We start from the raw sequence: 19,084 nt of genomic DNA on the forward strand, positions 1-19,084 counted from the left end.
CGCAATGGTCTTCGAAAGAGATCATGCGTCCACGCTCAAGATGGTCTTGGGGCGTCTTCGCGGCGCAATCGTGTCATTCGTCCTTCAACAACACCTGAAGACGCGCTTCTTCCTCCTGGGAAAGTCGCTGCGCGTCTTCACCGTCGACCGCCGAAGCCGACCGCCGACGCAGAAGCAAAATCATCAACACGCCGCCCAAGATCAGCGCAATCCCAGGCGTGGCCCAGAGCAGCGCGTTGCCCAGCGAGAACGGCGGCTTGAGCAGCACGAACTCGCCGTAGCGCTCCACCAGGAACGCGCGGATCTCCTTGTCGCTGCGTCCCTGCTTCACTTGGTCACGGACCACCTGGCGCAGGTCGCCCGCCAGGGACGCCTCGGAGTCGTCGATGGACTCGTTCTGGCAGACCAGGCAGCGCACCTCGCGGAAGATCTCGCGGGCCCGGGCTTCCTGGACCGGATCGGGCAGGCGCTCGGCCGGATCGGCCGCGGCGCCGGCCATGCAGGCGACGGCCGCCAGGGCGATCAGGAGGCGCTTCACGCCGCCTTCTCCGCTTTGCGCGCGCTCGCCTTGTTCCCAATGCCGAACCGCAGACGGCGGTCCGACAGCGAGACCAGGCCGCCGATGGCCATGATCAGCGGGCCCAGGAAGATCAGCCGCACCCACGGATTGACGAAGGCCCGCACCAGCCAGGCCGGCTGGCCGTTGTCGCCCGCGCGGCGCTCGCCCAGCACCACGTAGAGGTCGTCCAGCACCTTGGGGCAGATCGCCACTTCCGAGGTGGTCTGCTTGCCGGTCGGATAGAAGCGGCGCTCGGGTTTGGCCTCGCAGACCGGCGCCCCGGCCTTGGTGATCGTCACGATGCCGCGCTCGGCGATGTAGTTGCCGCCCTCGGCCGTGCCGACGTCGGTCAGGGTCAGTTCGTAGGCGCCCAGCTTCAGCTGGCCGCCGACGCTCAGGGCCTGGGCCGCCTCGACCCGCCAGGTGGTCTCGAACGACGCGCCCAGCACGAAGACGCCGAGGCCCGCATGGGCCAGGGTCGTGCCCCAGGCGCCGCGCGGCAGGCCGGTGGCCCGGCGGCGCACCTCGGCCCAGGGGGCGCGGAAGGCCTTGACCCGCTCGACGAGCTCCAGCACGGCCCCGCCGATCAGCCAGAAGCCCACCACCAGGCCGGCGCTGGCCAGGGCGCTGCGGGGCGAGACCAAGGCGAAGGCGACCAGGCCCAGGATGGCGGCGACCGCCAGGGCCAGCCACAGGCGGCGGACCACCAGGCGCGCGTCGCCGCGCTTCCAGGCCAGCAGCGGTCCGGCCGGCAGCACGGCCATGGCCAGCACCATCAGCGGCACGAAGGTCATGTTGAAGAACGGCGCGCCCACCGACACGGCCTCGCCGTCGGTCGCCTCGCGGATCAGCGGGAACAGGGTGCCGACCAGCACCACCGCCGTCGCCGTCGACAGGATGATGTTGTTCAGGACGATGGCGCTCTCGCGGCTGACCGGGGCGAACAGGCCTCCGCTGTTCAGGCTGGGGGCGCGCAGGGCGAACATCGCGAAGCCGGCGCCGGCCGCTATGCCCATGATGGTCAGCAGCAGGACGCCGCGCGTCGGATCGACGGCGAAGGCGTGGACGCTGGTCAGCACGCCCGAGCGCACCAGGAAGGCGCCCAGCATCGAGAAGGTGAAGGCCGCCAGCCCCAGGAACACGGTCCAGCCCGGCAGGGCCCCGCGCTTCTCCAGCACCAAGGCCGAGTGCAGCAGGGCCGAGCCGATCAGCCAGGGCATGAAGCTGGCGTTCTCGACCGGGTCCCAGAACCACCAGCCGCCCCAGCCCAGCTCGTAATAGGCCCAGAAGGCGCCCAGGGTGATGCCGACGGTCAGGAAGCTCCAGGCCGCCAGGGTCCAGGGCCGCACCCAGCGGGCCCAGGCCGCGTCGACCCGGCCCTCGATCAGGGCGGCCATGGCGAACGAGAACACCACCGAGAAACCGACATAGCCGCAGTAGAGGAACGGCGGGTGGAAGGCCAGCGCCGGGTCCTGCAGCAGCGGGTTCAGCGACGCGCCCTCGACCGGGACGTCGTAGAGCCGCGCCATCGGGTTGGAGGCGAAGACCGTATAGGCCAGGAACAGCACGCCCAGCGCCCCCTGGGTGGCGACCGCATAGGCCCGCAGGCGCGGCGGCAGGGCCTCGCCGAAGCTGGCCACGGCCGCGCCGTAGCCGGTCAGCACCAGGCACCACAGCAGCATCGAGCCCTCGTGGCTGCCCCAGGCGCCGGCCACCTTGTAGAGCATCGGCTTGGCGGTGTGGGAGTTGGCCGCGACGTTGGCCACCGAGAAGTCCGACATCACGAAGGCGTGGATCAGGGCCAGGAAGGTCAGGGCCGTGCAGAGGAAGGCGCCCAGCGCCGCCCCCCGTCCGGCCCCGGCCAGCAGCGCCGACCGCCGCGCGCCGCCGACCGCCGACAGGATCAGCTGCAGCGCCGACAGGATCAGGGCCAGGACGAGGGCGTAGGCGCCGAATTCGGTGATCATGATTTCGGCTTCTGACCGTAGGGGGTCGCGTCATAGGCGGGCTTGGCGCCGTCGCCGCGCCACTCGCCCTGTTCCTTCAGGGCCTTGGAGACCTCGCGCGGCATGTAGCGCTCGTCGTGCTTGGCCAGCACCTGCTTGGCGACGAAAGTCCCGGACTCATCGAAGGCGCCCGAGGCGACGATGCCCTGGCCCTCGCGGAACAGGTCCGGCAGGTCGCCCTTGAAGCGGACCAGGGCGGTGGAGCGCTGGTCGGCCACGACGAACTCGACCAGGCCGTCCGGGTGCTTGACCACGCTGCCGGCCTTGACCAGCCCGCCCAGTTGCACCTTGCGGCCGGCCGGCACGTGGGCGGCGGCGGCCTGGGCCGGGGTGTAGAACAGCGAGATGGCGTCGCGCATGCCCCACAGGGCCAGGCCCACGGCCAGGGCCACGACGGGGGCGGCCACGGCCAGGACGGTCAGGCGGCGGCGCGCCTTGCGGGATTTGGGCAGGAAGCTCATGGCTGGCCGGTATTCTGGGGCGTCTTCTGGGAAGGGGTTTGGGCCGCCTGGTTGAGGGCGGCCAGCACCTTGGGCTGATCCTTGTAGCGCGCCTGGGCCGAGGCCAGGGCGGCGTCGCGGCGGGCGGTGTCGCCCAGAACCGAATAGGCGCGCACCAGCTTGACCCAGCCGTCGGGATCGTCGGGATTGGCTTCCAGCCGGGCGGCGAGGCCCGCGACCATGCCCTGGATCATGCCCTGGACGTCGCCGTCGCGCGCGCTCTCGGCCGGCTGGCCGGTCGGGGCGGCCGAGGGGCGCAGGCCGCCGTCGGCCTGGACCTGGGCGATCTGGTGGCCGAAGCCCATGCGGCGCGGATCGTCCGCCGGCAGGTCGGCCAACAGGGCCTTCCAGTCGGCCAGGCCGCCCTGGACGTCGCCGTCGCTGATCCGGGCCAGGCCCAGGTGGTAGCGGGCGCTGGTGTTCTTGGGGGCGCGCTTCAGGGCTTCGGCGAAGGCCTTGCGGGCGTCGGCCCCGATCTCGCCCTGGGCCTCGGCCACGAAGGTCTCGCCCAGTCCGGCCCACAGGTCGGCGCGGGCGGGGGCGATGATCACCGCGCGGCGCAGGGCCTGGGCCGCGCCCGTGGCGTCGCCGGCGGCCATCCGGGCCAGCGCCAGGTTCTTCAGCGGCTCGGGGTCCTTGGGACGCTGGACGGCGATCTGCTCCAGCACGGCGGCGATCTTCTCGGGCTCCAGCCGGCTGGGGTCGCTGTTGCGCCACTCGGCCACGCGCTTGATGTAGGGCTGGTCGGGCACGCCCATCCCGCCGATCATGCCGTAGACGCCCAGCGCCACCAGCGGCGCGGCGGCGGCCAGGACCAGCACCAGCGGCCGCAGCCGCGGATTGGCCGGCGGCCACGGCGCCTGGCCGTCGGCGGCGGCGATCAGCCGGCGACCGGCCTCGGCCCGCGCGCCCTTCAGCTCGGCGTCGGCCAGCAGGCCGCGCTCGGCCAGGTCGTCGATCTCGGACAGTTGGCGGCGATGCACGGCCAGGCTGGCGTCGTCGCCCACGCCCGCGGACGCCTGCGCGGCTCCGCGCAGCATCAGGGCGGCGACGACGGCCGACAATCCCGCCGCGGCGATCCAGAAAGCGATCATGAGGGCGTGTTAGCCGGGAAAATGGCGGCGCCGTTAGCGAAAAAATTCCGTAAGGGGAGGCCATACACCCTGATCCGCTCATCCCGGCGAATGCCGGGACCCAGATGGAATAGCGGCGTGGTGGGGTCCATGAGCTCAGCGCTCATCCAGCCAGCCCAAACGACATGGGATCTGGGTCCCGGCATTCGCCGGGATGAGCGGGATGGAGTTAGGCCGCCGCCGCCATCGCCGCGGCCGCGCGGCGGCGGACGATCTCGGCGGTCTTCTCGTCGCGGCTGTAGGCGATGTAGCCGGCGGCCAGGTCCAGGTACTGGCGGGCCAGGCCCTGGTCGCCGCCGTCGCCGGTGCGGACGATGTGCAGGATGTCCTCGATGTACTGGTCCAGGCGGCCGTTCAGCTTCTCCAGCACCTTGGTCCGGCTGGAGCCGTAGCCGCTCTGCTGGGCGCAGCCGCGGATCTCGGCGATGAACACCAGCACCGCGGTCAGGCGGCGGCCCAGCGTCTCGTCGGGCTCGGACGTGAGCAGGGGCACGCCCTTGCCGTTCTTGCCGCTCAGGAACGAGATCGGCCGCAGCGGCAGGGCCGCCAGCAGCTCGCGCTCGGCCGCGCCCATCCGCGCCTCGACCGCCTCGGCGACGGCCGTCTTGTGCTTGGCGATCCGCCGGCCCCAGGGGCCGTCCTTGGCCAGGTTCACCGACCGCTCGACCTCGGTGATCTCGGCCGCGGCCTTCTGGGCGGCCAGGGCGGCCTTGCGGCCCTCGGCCTCGCCCTTGGCGGGATCGAAGCCCTCGATGAATTCGATGTTGCGGGCGATGTCGGCCAGCACCCGCTCGCCGAACACGCTGACCTCCGACGAGGCCCAGAACTTGTCGCCCGGCCGGTCCATGACCGCCGAGATCACCCGCAGGATCCGCCAGTCGTCGGGCAGGTGGGCGGCCAGGATCTCGAACAGCAGCGGCCCGGCGTCGGCGCGGATGTCGCAGGCGTCCTTGTAGGCCAGGCGGGCGGCCGAGGCGCGCTCGTCGCTCATCTTGCTGACCCATTCCGACAGCCTGGGCAGGGCGGCGCGGACGATGTGCGACAGCTCCAGGCACGAGGCCAGCTCGTCGATGTCGCAGATCGGGTCCAGGGCCTGGAAGCCCGGCTCGGCCTGGGCGCGCAGTCCCTTGGCGGCCAGCTTGCACAGGTCGTTGAAGACTTCCGGCGGCCCCTCGTCCAGGTCCCACGGATTGCAGCGCGCCGCGGCCTCCTCGACCTGCTTGGGCGCGACGTCCTTCAGGGCGCTCCACAACAGGGCCAGGGTGCGGGGCGGGAAAGAGGTCTGCTCGGTGTCGCGGTTGGCGCACAGCGGCGCGATCGGGGCCAGCACGCTGTTGCGGACGTAGCGGGCGGCGGTCTCGTCCTCGACCAGGCCGCGCACGGCCGCCAGCGCGCCCTGCCCGCCGGCCGGTCCGGCCAGGGCGAGCTCCAGGCTGCGCAGGGCGGCGTCGGGCGCGGCTTCCACCAGCTTCCGAACCATCAGCAACTTGTTGGCGGCGATGCCTGCCATAATCCCCCACCGGACGAGCCCGAACCAGGCCGCGTCAACCATGTCTCCAACGAGGTTAAGACTTTCCGAAACCATAAGTTTTCGCGACGCGAAGACCGGCGTCGAAACGTCGCTGCCGCAAGCCGCCGGCGTCTGTCGAAAACCGACGAAATTTCAGGTTGCAGGCGCCCGCCTCACCCCTCCGAGCGCGGCAGCACCAGGGTCACCCTCAGACCGCCCAGCGGCGAGGCGCCCAGGGTCACCGAACCGCCGTAGGCGCGGGCCAGTTCGTCGACGATCGACAGGCCCAGGCCCGAGCCCGGCGTGTGCTCGTCCATCCGCTGGCCGCGCTTGAGGGCGTCGCTCCAGCGGTCGGGCGGCAGGCCGGGGCCGTCGTCGTCGACCGTCAGGGTCATCTGCTCGGGCGAGCTGGCCACGGCCTCGGCGCGGACCTTGCCCTTGCACCACTTGCCGGCGTTCTCCATCACGTTGCCGGCCAGTTCCATGAAGTCCTGGCGCTCGCCCTGGAAGCACAGGTCCTCGGGGCAGCGCCAGTCGATCTCGATGCCCCGCCCTTCCGACTTGTCCTGGAAGATCCGCTCCAGGGTGACGGCCAGCTCGTCCAGGATCGGCTCGACCGGCGTGCGCTCGCCCGAGGTCTGGGAGCGTGCGGCCGCGCGGGCCCGGCGCAGGTGGTGGTCGACCTGCTCGCGCATGGTCTGGGCCTGGCGCTCGACGACGTCGGCCAGCCCGCCCGGCTGCTGGCTGGCCTCGGTCAGCATCACCGACAGCGGGGTCTTCAGGGCGTGGGCCAGGTTGCCGACGTGGGTGCGCTGGCGCTCGACCACCTCCTGGTTATGGCTGAGCAGGGCGTTCAGCTCGACGGCCAGGGGCTCCAGCTCCTCCGGATAGGCGCCCTCCAGCTTCTCGGCCTTGCCGCGCCGCACCGAGGCCACCTCGCGGCGCAGGCGGAACAGCGGCAGCAGGCCCACCCGCACCTGCACCACGACGGCGGCGATCAGGCCTGCGCCCAGGATCACCAGGGCCACGGTGGTGATGCGCCCGAAGCGGTCGGCGTCGGCGTCGATGGGCGAGCGGTCCTCGGCGGCGATGAACACCACCGGCCGCGGATAGCCGGGCAGGCGCGCCAGCAGGGCCGCCGCGCGCAGCGGCCGGTTCTGCGGCCCCTTGAGGTCGAAATAGAGGGTCTTGCCCGACTCCGACATCAGCCGCTCGGACTGCTCCATCGGGATCATCAGGTCGCTGTCGAACAGCGAGCGCGACCGCTCGATGACGTTCAGCCCCCCGCCGCCGGCCGGCTGGTCGAAGATCGTCCAGTAGCGGCCCGAATAGGCCCGGGTGGCGCGGATGTCGGTCAGCACCGGGGCCTTCAGCACCCCGTCCTCGACCGTGGAGCCGGCGTAGAGGTCGTCGGTCAGCACGGCCAGCGACTGGTCGAACCGCCGGATCGCCGCGTCGCGGAACTGGGCGGTCAGGAACACGCCCGCCACCAGCAGCACCACCAGGTTCCAGATCCCGGCCAGCAGCACCAGCCGACGGACCAGCGAGCGCTTGCTGAGGTCCCACATGGTCAGCTGGCCTGGCGGGAAGGCGTCACTCGGTCGTCTCGCCTTCCAGCGGCGTCAGGCGGTAGCCCAGGCCGCGCACGGTCTCGATGCGGTCGCTGCCCAGCTTCTTGCGCAGACGGCCGATGAACACCTCGATGGTGTTGGAGTCACGGTCGAAGTCCTGGTCGTACAGGTGCTCGACCAGCTCGGTGCGGCCGATCACCCGGCCCTGGTGCATCATCATGTAGTGCAGCAGGCGGTATTCCAGCGAGGTCAGGCGCAGGGGCTCGCCGTTGACGCTGGCCCGGGCGGCGCGCGGGTCCAGGCGCAGGCCGCCGCACGACAGCGTCGGCGACGCGTGGCCGGACGAGCGGCGCAGCAGGGCGCGCAGGCGGGCCAGCAGCTCCTCGGTGTGGAACGGCTTGGTCAGGTAGTCGTCGGCCCCGGCGTCGAAGCCGGCGACCTTCTCGTTCCACGAGCCGCGCGCGGTCAGGATCAGCACGGGCGTGGCGACGTTGCCGCGCCGCCAGCGCTCCAGCACCGACACCCCGTCCACCTTGGGCAGGCCCAGGTCCAGGACGACGGCGTCGTAGGGTTCGGTCTCGCCCAGGAACTGGGCTTCCTCGCCGTCGGCGGCGTGGTCGACGGCGTAGCCGGCGTCGCCCAGGGCCAGCTTCAGCTGGCGCGACAGGTCCGGATCGTCTTCGACAAGCAGGATACGCATGAAAAGCCTCTGTCTCGTGACGCGGTTGGCGGCTTAGTTGGCGCTGAGGATCTGGCCGGTCCGGGCGTCGACGATGAAGTCGATGCGGCGGCCGTCGGTGGTGGCCCAGCGGACCCGGTAGTTGGGACCTTCCAGGCCGGCGTCAAGCACGCGGCCGGGCGTGCGCCGGCCGATCTGTTCGATCACCCGGCCCAGCGGCACCAGTTGGCCCGATTGCACGCCGCCCCGCGCCTGGTCCTGCCGGGCGCGCCAGTCGGCGCCCAGCGAGTCCGGGCCGCGCTGCGCCGACGCCACGCCCGGGAGGGTCGAGGCGGCCAGGACGGCGGCGAAGAGGAAGTGAATAGGCTTCATGGGCTAGGGTTTAGAGCGCTGCGGCTGAATAGAGGCTGAACACGGCCGTTATGGACGGGTAGCGACGTTCTGTCACGGATTCGGCGTGGGAAAAGCCGGCGCCCGCCCGGCGGCCCGTTCCTTGGCCGGAAAAGGTCGTGGTCGGAGCATCGGGCGCGCTCGTGCGGGCTCGTCGCGCGTCGGCCGACAGCCTTGCCAGTCGGATAACGCGGTTCTAGCGTGCAATCTTCGCGTGCAGGGCGGCGGATCGCATCCTTCTAGCCCTGCATCACCGTCCTTGGGGGGACCAGGCATGCGACCGTTCGGAAATCCGCGGGGATGGGCCCTGGCCCTCGTGTTGGCCCTTGGCCTGGTCGCCGCCGGCGGGGCGGTCTCGACGGCCCGGGCCGACGGGCAGCCGCCCAGCGCCACGCCCGCCACCGACGACGGCGTGATCCAGTCCGTCGGGCTGCCGGGCTCCAGGCTGGGCGCCAATTCCGACCAGATCACCTTCCTGCCCACCGGCGCGGCCCAGCCGGTGACCCTGACCGTGGACCGCATGGCCGACAAGCTGACCCTGGACCAGGGCGCGCGGCCGGGCGACCGCATCTGGCTGACGGTCGACGACCCGCTGAACCCGCGGCACGTGGTGCAGATCACCCGCCTGGCCCGGCCCGCGCCGGTCCTGCAGCGGCTGATCGCCCTGGGCGCGGCCTTTGCGATCATCGCCGCCCTCGCCGCCCTGGCCACCGCAGGCCGGCCCTGGAAGTTCCTGGTCGGCGACGACAACCGGATGAGCAATTCCCAGGTGCAGCTGGTGCTGTGGTTCGGCGTCGTGGCCGTGGTCTACGGCGCGGACCTGATCCTGCGCGCCTGGTTCCTGGGCTGGGACTTCATCGGCGGCATCTCGATGACCACCAACGTCCTGGCCATGACCGGCCTGTCGGGCCTGTCGTTCGGCGCCGCCAAGGTGGTGGCCGTGCAGAAGAGCGCCGGCGCCTCGGCCCTCGCCGTAACGCCCCCGGCGCCCGGCGCGTCCGCGACGCCCGCCGCCCCGGCCCCGCCCGCCGTCGCCGCGAAGCCGAAGTTCACCGACCTGGTGCTGAACGACTACGGCGACGCCGACCTGGGCGACTTCCAGATGATCCTGATCAGCAGCGCCGCCACCGTGATCTTCGCCTGCGCCAGCTGGGAATTCCTGACCCTGATCGACATCGCCAAGACCACCACCCTCCCCGACGTCGACACCGCCCTGCTGGGCAGCTTCGGCATCGGGCAAGGAGCCTATCTGATCAAGAAGGCGGCGCTGCCGAACGGGGTGGGCTGAGGGCGACCTCGCTTCAGTCCTCCACGGCCTGCGACAGGTCCATGTCCGTCACCGCCGCCGTCTCGGCCTTGCGCCGTTGCACGCGCGCCGGATCAAGTTCCTTGCTCGACTTCCCGCCCCGGGCGCGCAAGGCCGCCTCCAGGTAGGACCGCCGGTAGAGCCTGGCCTGGTCCACCGCCGTGCGCCCGTTCTCGTCCACGGCGTTGACGTCGATCCTGGCGTTGTCGAGCAGCGCGGCCACGCTGTCGGCGTTGAAGCAGCCCGCCGCCAGGGTGTGCAGCGCCGGCCAGCGGCTGAACTCGCTGGGCGGATAGACCACCGGCAGACCCGATCGCGCCAGCAGACGGCCGGTCGACGGCTTGCACGGATTGCCCAGTCCCGACCAGTTGAACCAGATCACCTCCGGCTCCTTGGCCTTGGACGGATCGAAGCCCTTGGCCAGGAACAGCGCCAGCACGTCGTCGTAGCCGCTGTAGGTCGCCGAGGCGAACGACGGCTCCAGCGCTTGCGGCCCTTGGGTGCGCGCCAGCTCGGTCGCCACCAGGTCCATGGCCTTCAGCTTGTCGGCCCCCGGACCCGATGGCAGGCCGGAGGTGTCGGTGCTGGTCTGGCCCAGCGAGAACGACGGCAAGCCCGGCGGGGGATTGCCCAGATTGCCCAGGTTCTGCAGCGCCGACGGCAGGCCTTTGGCCCCCGCATCGACCAGCATCCGCAGGCCGCGGGCGTCGCCGCGCATCGCCACGGCGACGACGGGCATGAGGTTGGAGGGCTCGGACAGATAGCCGGAACCCGGCGCGCCCAGCGCCGGATCGGGCTTCAACGCGCCCTTGTAGACCGGCGTCGCCGAGCGTTCGTACCCGCCCTCGACCCCGGCGCCCCGGGCGATCAGCGCCTCCAGCATCTCGGGCGAGCCCTTGATCGCCGTCGCCGACAGCAGGGTCGCCTTGCCTCGTTCGCGCAGGTCGGCCGCCTCGGCGACCAAGCCGTTGAAGGCGGCGGTGTCGCCGGCTTCGAGGGCCGCGCGGATCCGCAGGCGGCGTTGGCCGGCCTCCTGCACGCAGGCCAGCAGGGCGGCCTCGTCGCCCTGGCGGGCCGAGGCCTCGCACTGGGTCAGGCGCGCGGCCGGCAGCAGGTTCAGGTCGGCGCCGTAGTCCTGCAGGAAGTCCAGCGCCGCGTCGCGCCGCGCCTCGGCCGCCGCCCGCCAGATCCGCGCCTCGGCGGGCGAGCGGGCCGCTTCCGCGCCGGGCCCGGCGACGTACAGGCGGACGAGGTCTTCGCGCCCCAGGCCCCGCAGCCAGGCCAGCGCCGAGGCCGCGCCGTCGGGCGTGGCGCCCAGATAGGCCAGCAGGCGCCGGCTTCTGGCCTTGTCGTTCGCCTGGATCGCCGCCAGCAGCGACGCCCGGATCTCGTTCCCGGCGTCGAAGCCGCCCTTGTCCACCCCGGCCGCGAGCGGGGCGTCCAGCACGTCGAAGCGGTCGCGGTCCACCAGCAGACCCGGCCAACTGCAGTGGCGATTCTCAGGCGGCGCGTCCGGCCCCTGGAAGAACAAGCGGCCGCGGAAATCGCACAGTCCGGTCATGCCGGACGGCCGCGCGCCCTTGGCCAGCATCAGGTCGGCCAGGGCGGTCTGCCTGTTCTCCAGCGCCAGGGCCAGGGGACCGGCGTCGCCCGGGTCATGGAGATTGGGATCGGCGCCCCGCATCAGCAGGGCCTTGGTCATGGGCTCGTCCTGGCGCTCCGTCGCCCAGTTCAGCGCCGTCTTGCCCAGGGGATCGACGGCGTTGACGTCGACGGCCGGGTCCAGCGCCGCCAGCTTGGCCAGGTCGCCCGACCGCGCCGCCTCGCCCGCCGTGCGCACCGGCCCCTCGTAGCGCGCGGCCCGGGGCAGACCGATGGGCGTGCAGACGTCGCGATAGGGAAAGGCCGGATCGGCGACCAGGGCGCCGTTGTAGATCCTCATGAAGGCCAGCGACGCGGCCGTGTGCTCGCCGTCGCCGCCGCGGATCACGTCCTGGTTCACGTGCCACTTGCCGATCAGGTCCAGCTTCCAGGCCGTGCAGGACACGCCCGGCAGGCTCCAGCCGCTGGGCTCGGGGCCGATGAAGTTGGTCGCGGCCAGCCTGAAGTCGCCCCTGGCCGCGGCGGCCAGGGCCTCGGCGCGCGGACTGCGGGCGTTCAGATTGGCCACCCGCTGGCGCAGGACCCGGCAGCGCGGGTCGTCGCTGTCGCAGCTGGGCAAGGGTTGGGGCTTCCAGGGCTGGGCCTGCGCCCAGAGCGCCGCCAGGGTCTCGAAGCGTTCGCCGCCGCAGCCGGCCGCGTTGCTGGCCCCGTCGGGCGCGCCGCGCTCCAGCGCCGCCACGCAGGCGTCCGTCTGCCGCGCCACGAACGCCGGCAGCCCGCCCTGCGGGATGATCATCGGCACGACGCGGCCGGGCGCGCCGTTCAGGCCGGCCATGTAGGTGGTGATGTGCAGCGGCGCGCGCGCCGCCAGGGCCTGGGCCTTCAGCGTCCTGGCCTCGGCCTCGTCGCGCGGCGTGTCGCGCAGGCCGTGGGCCCTGACGATCGCCAGGGCGTACTGGGCGTCGTCCTTGCCCTGGGCGGCCTCGGCCGCCAGGACGTCGACGGGCGTCGTCAGCACCTTGATCAGCGGCCCGGGCGGAGGCGGGGGCTTCTTGTCCGCGGCCTGGGCCGCGCCCGCGACCGAAAGGACGGCGACCGCCGTCGCGAACACTGCTGCGCGCATACCCGAGCCCCCACGGATGACGGATGTAATCTGTCAGGCCGCGACTAGGACGGCAAGACCTACCGCCGCTTCGGCGCGTACGGCCGCTTCTCGCGCCACGTCTCCGCGAACTTCTCCAGCTCGGCGTCCGGCGCGTCCGGCAGGGTCACCACCAGGCGGGCGAACAGGTCGCCCCGATGGCCCTTGGCGTCGGCCAGGCCCCGGCCCTTCAGCCGCAGCTTGGCGCCGCTGTTGGAGCCCTTGGGGACGGTCAGGGTCACCGGGCCGTCGGGCGTGGGGGCCTCGACCTTGCCGCCCAGCACCGCGTCGGGGACGGTGATCGGCAGGTCCATGACCAGGGCGCCGTTCTCGGGCCGGTAGATCGGGTGCGGCTTGATGGCCAGCTCGATCAGGGCGTCGCCCTGCCCGCCCCGGCCCGGGCTGCCCTGCCCCTTCAGGCGCAGGGTCTGACCTTCCTGGGCGCCGGCCGGGATGGTGACGTCGATGGTGCGGCCGTCCGAGAAGGCCACGCGCTTCTTGCCGCCCTTGATCGCCTCTTCCAGGTCGATGTCGAGGCGGGCGCGCACGTCGGCGCCCTTGGGCGAGAAGCCGCCGCGCTCGCCGCCGCCGAAACCGCCGCGGTTGCGGCCCAGGATGTCGCCGAACAGGTCGTTGAGGTCGATCTCCGGCCCCTCGCCGCCGCCCATGCCGCCCCGGCGTCCGCCGAAGCCGGCGCCGAACGGATTGCCGCCGCCCCCGCCGAAGCCGCCGCGCATGGTCTCGCGGCCGTCGGCGTCGATCTCGCCGGCGTCGAACTTCTTGCGCTTGTCGGCGTCGCCCAGGATGTCGAAGGCGGCGCTGACCTGCTTGAACTTCTCCTCCGACTTCTTGTCGCCCTTGTTGGCGTCGGGGTGATGCTGCTTGGCGAGCTTGTGGAACGCCTTGCGGATTTCCGCCGCGCTCGCGGTGCGGGAAACGCCAAGCTCCAGATAGGGGTCGCGCGCCAAGGAGGCTCCTCACGTCAGTTCGAAAAGGCGGAACGTCTCAATTAGGCCGTTCGGCGCGGCGCGCAAGCATTATGTTGCATTAATATCACAGCAAGGTTCGCGATCGAGCGCCCCAGCCGAACAGCGCCGAGCCCTGGGCGATCCTGACAGCCAGGGTCCCGGCCGGTCCAGAGGGGAAATCGGCGGCGCGCTGGGCGGCGGTGTAGGTGAAGGCCGGCGTCGTGGTTTCGACCGCCCGGACCACGGTCTCGCCGTCCAGGACCTCGACGCGATAGACCTCGCGCTCCTCGCCCAGCGGGACCTCGGCGTCCCAGCCGTCGCCGGCCAGGCGGGCGCGGCGGATCCAGGTGACCACGGCGTCGCCGCCCTGGGCGCGGACCTTCAGGCGGGCCGGCGACCAGGGACGGGCCGACAGGCCGCGCCAGGTCTCGACAGCCTCGCTCATCGACGGCCCCGAGGCCGGACCGCCGGCCGGAGCGGCGCGCCAGGTCAGGGGCAGGCCGCGCTCGGCGGGCGTCAGCTCGGCGCGGACCAGGGCCTCGTCCAGCATCACCACGCCCGCGCCCGCCGGGGTCAGGGCGGCCATGGCCGGATCGCTGCCGGCCTGGCCGCGCAGCAGGCCCGACAGGGTCCAGACGTCCTCGGCGACCGGTTCGGCGGTCAGGAACTGGACGACCTCCCATTCGCCGTTCGCGCTGCGCACGGCCACGGCGTTGGCGCCGGCCAGCACGGCCGAGCGGTCGCGGCTGATCGGGGCCGCGCCCTCCAGCCGCACGGTCAGGCGCGTGGCGCGGTCGAAGCGATGCAGCGGTCCGGCCGGCAGGTCCGACAGGGTGACGCCCACCGTGGCCGGAACGGCGGCGGTGGCCCGGACGCCCAGGGCCTCGAGCCCGACGCCGGCGTGGACGTCGAACGACCGCCAGGGCGAGGCGGCCACGGCGACCAGCGGCCGCTCGTCCGCCTGGCCCGGCAGGTCCAGGACATGCAGCACCGGTGGTCCGGCGATCTCGCGCGGCGCGGCGGGCGACCAGTCGAGGTCGCCGCCCACGCGGACGGGCTCGACCACCGGCGCCAGCCGGGCGCGAGGATGTTCGTCCAGGTCGATCCGCGTCACCCGCCAGGTCGCGCCGTCCAGATCGAGGCGGTCGCCGGGCTCCAGGCGCAGGGCGGCCAGAGGCGACAGATGGGCCGTGACCTCGCGCGGATCGGCGGCGGCCAGCAGGCGCTCGGCCACGGCGCGGGCGTCGGCGGCGGCCAGGACCAGCGGGGCGTCGAGATCGGCGCTCCCCTCGCCGTCGTCGCGGCGGACCAAGACCGAACCGGTCTGGTAGTCGCGGGCGGCGTCGACGAAGCGCAGGCGCAGGGCCTGGACCGGGGCGGTCATGGTCCGGACGGCCTGCACCGGCGCCTCGCGGTCCTCGGGCCAGGCCAGGTCGTCGTCGCCGAAATCCAGGGCCGCGACGCCCGAGCGTCCCGCCAGCACGACGCTGTCGCCGCGCTCGACCGGATCGAGGGCGAAGGCCTCCAGCAGCGGCGCCAGGGCGTCGCGCAGCCGCATCGGCCGGTCCACCACATAGCCGACGATCGACCCGCCGGCCTCGCCGGGATCGACCGCCACGCCGGCCCGGTCGGCCAGGGCCGCGATCAGCTCCGGCAGCGGCGCGATCCCCGAACGGCCGTTCAGCCAGTGGCCTAGGGTCCAGTTCGGCCCGTCGGCCCAGACGGCGGCGCGGGCCGGGAAGTCGGGGAACGGCCGGGCGTCCCAGCACCAGGCGGCCGCGTCCTGGATCATCGGCCCGCCATAGACCGGCGAGAGCGGATTGGCGGCGGGGTCGGCCAGCCAGGCCAGCACCGCCTCCAAGGCCCGCCGCTGGCCCAGTTCGTCGCGGGTCCCGTCCGAGAACGGCGGCAGGGCGCTCTCGGCGCTCTTCGCATCGACGAACAGGTTCGGGGCGTTGGCGCCCTTGTCGACCGCGCCGCAGCCGAATTCGACCAGCCGCAGCGGCTTGGACTTCGGGACCCAGGCCGTCGGCGTCGTAGAACGCACGCCGCCCGGGCGGTTGAAGTGCTGGCGGCTCCACCACGAGGCCAGGTCCTTGGGCCGGAACACCCAGGGCTCGGCATGGGCGCCGTCGGTGATCGGCGTGCGGACCTGGGCCGTCCGCGCGGCGTCCGAGACGTAGAACCAGTCGAAGCCCTCGCCGCCCGCGAGGTTGGCGCGCAGGTAGGCCTGGTCGTGCGGCCCGCCCTGCCCCGCGTCCAGATGCGTGTCGCCGTCGCGCCAGTCGGCCATCGGCGGATAGAAGTCGACGCCGACGAAATCGATGTCGGCGTCGGCCCACAGCGGGTCGAGATGAAAGTGGACGTCGCCCGTCCCATCGCCGGGCTGGTGCCCGAAATACTCGCTCCAGTCGGCGGCGTAGCCCAGCTGCGTCGCCGGCCCGAGCAAGCCGCGGACCTCGGCCGCCAGGCTCCTGAGCGCCGTCACGGCCGGATAGGACGAGGCCCCGTCGCGCACCGTGGTCAGGCCGCGCAGCTCCGAGCCCAGGATGAAGCCGTCCACCCCGCCCGCCAGCTGGGCCAGCTTGGCGTAGTGCAGCAGCATGCGGCGCAGGCCCCAGTCGCCGGCCGGACCGCCATAGGTCGGCAGGCCGTCGGCGGCCCCGAACTGCGCCGCCGTGGCCGCGCCGAAGAAGGCGGCGACCTGGGCGCCGGCGGCGGCGGTCTTGTCCGGCGATCCCGCACGGCCGGCGGCCGGGTGGCAGGTGATCCGGCCGCGCCACGGATAGGCCCCCTGGGCCGCGCCGCCGTAGGGGTCGGGCAGCGCATTGCCGGCCGGCACGTCCATCAGCACGAACGGATACAGCGTCACCCGCAGCCCGCGCCGCTTCAGCTCGGCGATGGCCTGCAGCACCGCCCGGTCGGCCGGCGTGCCGCCATAGGCCGGGCCGCCGCCACTGAACGAGACCACGGCGGCGGAGGCGCGGTCGACGCCGTTCACCCGCCACTCGAACGGGATCGTCGCCTTGGCGGCCGTCTCGACCTTGGGCCGGATCGCGCACGAGCCGCAGCGCAGGTCGTCGCCGAACCAAGCGACCACCAAGGTCACCTCCTCGACGTCCGGCAGCTGGGCCTGCAACTGGTCCAGCGACACCATCAGGTCCGGCCGGCCCTCGCCGTTGTTCACGGTCTCGGCCGTGGTCCGGGTCAGGCCGTCGCGGCGCAGGACCGTGTCGGTGGCGTAGACGAACTCGCCCGCGCCGGGGATCAGGCACACGCCCTTCAGGCGCTCTTCAAGGCCCGGTGTCGCGCCGCTGGCGCGTGGCCGGTGGAAGACCTCGAACGACAGCTGCGGCGGGCGATTGCCGTAGGGGCCCAGGGCCAAGTCCTCGAACACCACATAGGCCGTGCCGCGATAGGCCGGGGCCTCGCCCTCGACGGCGGCGATCAGGGGGTCGGGCAGCTGATCCTCGCCGCCCGTGTGGACGCGCAGGACCACGCCGGCCATATCCATCGGCTTGCCGTCGGCCCAGACCCGGCCGATCCCGTCGATCGGGCCTTCGCAGACGGCGACGGCGAACGACAGGCTGTAGGCGGCGCTGGTGGTCCGGGCGCCCTTGCCGCCGCCGACCCGGCCCTCGACCCAGCGCTCCTTGAAGCGCGCCGCCCAGATCACCTGGCCGGCCACGCGGGCCCGGCCGAACACCGCCGCCATCGGCGCCCCCTCGGCGGCGCCCGACAGCCGCAGCTCCGGGATGCGCGGCCCGACCTGGCGGGCGGGCGCCAGGCCGTTGAGCGCCGCGCCGGCGACCAGTCCGACGGCGGCCTGGCCGGCGGCGGTGAGGATGACCTGGGCCATGGGGTTCTCCTTCAGGATTCGGGATAGCGGAACGCCGCGACCAGCCGCTCGCGCCACCAGCGGCCCAGCCAGCTCTCGACGCAGGCGCGGCCCCAATAGGCGTGAATCATGCGGTCGTCGGCCGAGCGGATCGCGCAGTGCTTGGCGGGGGCGCCGGGGGCCATGCGGAACAGCAGCACGTCGCCGGGGCGGGCGGCGGCGGGGTCCAGCGGGATCAGGCGGCGCTCCAGGGCCTCGCGCAGCAGCTCGCGCCCGCCCAGCTCGGCCCAGTCCGGGCGGTAGGGCGGCGGGACCTCGGGCTCGGCCCCGTGCAGGGCCCGCCAGACGCCGCGCACCAGGCCCAGGCAGTCGCAGCCGACGCCGCGCAGCGAGGCCTGGTGCTGGTAGGGGGTGCCGAGCCATCGGCGGGCTTCTTGGAGGGCGCGCTGACTTACCGAGTCAGGAACGGCGAACGCTTGCCCCCTACGGACCGCTTCGCGGTCGTCTTCCCCCGGAGGGGGAAGAGCGCTCCGCCCCCGTAGGGGGCGGACAGGCGGCGAAGCCGCCAGGTGGGGGCAAGTGATCATCTCACCGCCGCCCGCCGTCATTCCGCTCCCCCTCGTTGGGATACAGCGTCAGGAAGTCCTCGCCCGGCGCCGTCGGGAATCCGCGGAAGTTCGGGCCGTTGCCGAACACGCCCCGGCACGTCGCCCAGCGCTTGTCGCAGGTCGCGCCCGGGAAGGCCGAGACATCCACCCCGCAGCGCGCGTCGCCGAACGCCGCGTCGCAGGAGCGGCCGAAGGTGCGCCCGGCCACGCGGTCCAGGGCCGCCAGCGGTCCTTCCAGGCTCAGGGTGAAGGCTCCGCCCTCGGCCTTGGCCGCCGCCACGCGGGCCGACCACAGCGAAACCGACAGGGCCGGGGCGGACCAGTCCACGACCCGGCAGTCCACCCGCGCCCCGTCATAGAGCCCGGCCAGCAGGTCGGCCTCGGTCAGAACCGCGTCGTCGAAGCCGCCGACCGCCGCGGCCTGGCCGGGCGCGAAGCCGGCCGCCGTCTCGGACGCCCCGGCGGTCCAGCCGCTGGCCGCGCGGCACGTCACACCGTCGACCACGAGATCGCGGTCGTGGTCGGTGAAGCCCAGCGTCGCGCCGTCGGCCCGGGTCAGGATCCAGGCATGGCAGAGCGACGCCGCGCCGCCCTCCAGGCGCGCGGCCAGGTCGGAAGGGACCGCCCGCATCAGACCCGCACCTCGACCAAGGCCACGGCGCCCACCCGGGCGGCGTTGAAGCTTTCCAGGGTCACGTCGATGCGGTCGCCGTCGAAGCGCACGGGCACGTCGAACTCGAAGCCGGCGGTGACCGTCGCCCCCGCCGCCGGGGCGGTCGTCAGGGTCACCAGGCCCGTGGTCGCGTCGACCGCGAAGGCCCCGGCCCCCAGGGCCACGCCCGCCACCGCGACCTTGACCGTGCCGGCCACGGGCTTGGCGATCATGCGGACCGCCGCCGTCTCGCCGGTCCCGTAGGTCTTGCACAGCGGGAAGGTCCTGCGCGTCCCGTCGCCGATCCCGATCGCCTGGTCGGTCGCCGCCGGCGTCGCCGAGGGCGCGCACGACTTGCCGTCGGCCGGGTCGCGGAAGCGGAAGCCGTGCAGCCGCCCGCGCCGCGCCTCGAAGAAGGCGACCAGCTCGGCCGCATCGTCCAGCGGCCGCGTCGCCGTGCCGATCAGGTAGCGCCGCCGCCCCTGGGCCCAGGGGCTGGAGCGCCGCTCGAAGCCCGAGGCCAGGGTCGTCACCTGGGTGCGCCGCTCGACGCCGCCGGTGCAGCCGAAAGCCAGGCGCGCGGGCAGGCGCGCCTCGTGGAACGCGGTCATGGCGCCGCCT

Annotated in this window: 15 protein-coding genes; 1 reads left to right on the plus strand and 14 read right to left on the minus strand. The window is 73.1% G+C overall.

Annotated features, from left to right (window positions below; translation table 11 throughout):
* Window positions 1–73 precede the first annotated feature (73 nt).
* The 8 genes from WAE60_RS09720 to WAE60_RS09755 form a co-directional block, all read right to left on the minus strand.
* Window positions 74–538: a cytochrome c-type biogenesis protein gene (locus tag WAE60_RS09720; RefSeq protein ID WP_337685990.1), complete on the minus strand. Its 465-nt coding sequence runs from the start codon at window positions 536–538 to the stop codon at window positions 74–76.
* Entirely contained in the window at window positions 535–2,526 is a 1,992-nt protein-coding gene (locus WAE60_RS09725; protein WP_337685991.1) for a heme lyase CcmF/NrfE family subunit, read from the minus strand. The genes WAE60_RS09720 and WAE60_RS09725 overlap by 4 nt, the downstream gene beginning before the upstream one ends.
* Complete coding sequence (ccmE, locus tag WAE60_RS09730; protein WP_029907616.1) at window positions 2,523–3,026, minus strand: cytochrome c maturation protein CcmE; 504 nt, start codon at window positions 3,024–3,026, stop codon at window positions 2,523–2,525. Before ccmE ends, WAE60_RS09725 begins: the two co-directional genes overlap by 4 nt.
* Entirely contained in the window at window positions 3,023–4,159 is a 1,137-nt protein-coding gene (gene ccmI / locus WAE60_RS09735) for a c-type cytochrome biogenesis protein CcmI (RefSeq protein WP_337685993.1), read from the minus strand. Before ccmI ends, ccmE begins: the two co-directional genes overlap by 4 nt.
* A 208-nt stretch (window positions 4,160–4,367) precedes the next feature.
* Window positions 4,368–5,708 carry a hypothetical protein gene (locus WAE60_RS09740; protein WP_029907626.1) on the minus strand — a complete coding sequence of 447 codons (1,341 nt, stop codon included), beginning with the start codon at window positions 5,706–5,708 and terminating at the stop codon, window positions 4,368–4,370.
* A 173-nt stretch (window positions 5,709–5,881) separates the two neighbouring features.
* Window positions 5,882–7,282 carry an ATP-binding protein gene (locus tag WAE60_RS09745; RefSeq protein WP_156035566.1) on the minus strand — a complete coding sequence of 467 codons (1,401 nt, stop codon included), beginning with the start codon at window positions 7,280–7,282 and terminating at the stop codon, window positions 5,882–5,884.
* 19 nt (window positions 7,283–7,301) lie between these two features.
* Window positions 7,302–7,979, minus strand: a complete 678-nt coding sequence (locus WAE60_RS09750) for a response regulator transcription factor (RefSeq protein WP_029907629.1) — start codon at window positions 7,977–7,979, stop codon at window positions 7,302–7,304.
* Window positions 7,980–8,012: 33 nt separating this feature from the next.
* A complete protein-coding gene (locus tag WAE60_RS09755) occupies window positions 8,013–8,330 on the minus strand; it encodes a PepSY domain-containing protein (RefSeq protein WP_029907631.1) in 318 nt (105 codons plus the stop codon).
* A 292-nt stretch (window positions 8,331–8,622) separates the two neighbouring features.
* Here WAE60_RS09755 and WAE60_RS09760 point away from each other — a divergent pair, with 292 nt between their 5' ends.
* On the plus strand, window positions 8,623–9,636 hold the full coding sequence (locus tag WAE60_RS09760) for a hypothetical protein (RefSeq protein WP_337685996.1): 1,014 nt from the start codon (window positions 8,623–8,625) through the stop codon (window positions 9,634–9,636).
* Between the two features lie 13 nt (window positions 9,637–9,649).
* Here WAE60_RS09760 and WAE60_RS09765 read toward each other — a convergent pair whose 3' ends face one another.
* The 6 genes from WAE60_RS09765 to WAE60_RS09790 form a co-directional block, all read right to left on the minus strand.
* Window positions 9,650–12,379, minus strand: coding sequence for an ankyrin repeat domain-containing protein (locus WAE60_RS09765; RefSeq protein ID WP_337685997.1), 2,730 nt, complete (start codon window positions 12,377–12,379; stop codon window positions 9,650–9,652).
* A gap of 59 nt (window positions 12,380–12,438) precedes the next feature.
* Window positions 12,439–13,365: a DnaJ C-terminal domain-containing protein gene (locus WAE60_RS09770; protein WP_029907634.1), complete on the minus strand. Its 927-nt coding sequence runs from the start codon at window positions 13,363–13,365 to the stop codon at window positions 12,439–12,441.
* A gap of 85 nt (window positions 13,366–13,450) precedes the next feature.
* The gene (locus WAE60_RS09775) at window positions 13,451–17,224 is read right to left on the minus strand and encodes a glycoside hydrolase/phage tail family protein (RefSeq protein WP_337686001.1); all 3,774 of its coding nucleotides are present in this window, start codon (window positions 17,222–17,224) and stop codon (window positions 13,451–13,453) included.
* 11 nt (window positions 17,225–17,235) lie between these two features.
* Entirely contained in the window at window positions 17,236–17,811 is a 576-nt protein-coding gene (locus WAE60_RS09780; RefSeq protein ID WP_337686004.1) for an NlpC/P60 family protein, read from the minus strand.
* Entirely contained in the window at window positions 17,792–18,442 is a 651-nt protein-coding gene (locus WAE60_RS09785; RefSeq protein WP_337686006.1) for a DUF2163 domain-containing protein, read from the minus strand. Before WAE60_RS09785 ends, WAE60_RS09780 begins: the two co-directional genes overlap by 20 nt.
* Window positions 18,442–19,074: a DUF2460 domain-containing protein gene (locus tag WAE60_RS09790; RefSeq protein WP_029907640.1), complete on the minus strand. Its 633-nt coding sequence runs from the start codon at window positions 19,072–19,074 to the stop codon at window positions 18,442–18,444. The genes WAE60_RS09785 and WAE60_RS09790 overlap by 1 nt, the downstream gene beginning before the upstream one ends.
* Window positions 19,075–19,084 lie beyond the last annotated feature (10 nt).

Source organism: Caulobacter sp. CCG-8 (assembly GCF_037402475.1).
Lineage (GTDB): Bacteria > Pseudomonadota > Alphaproteobacteria > Caulobacterales > Caulobacteraceae > Caulobacter.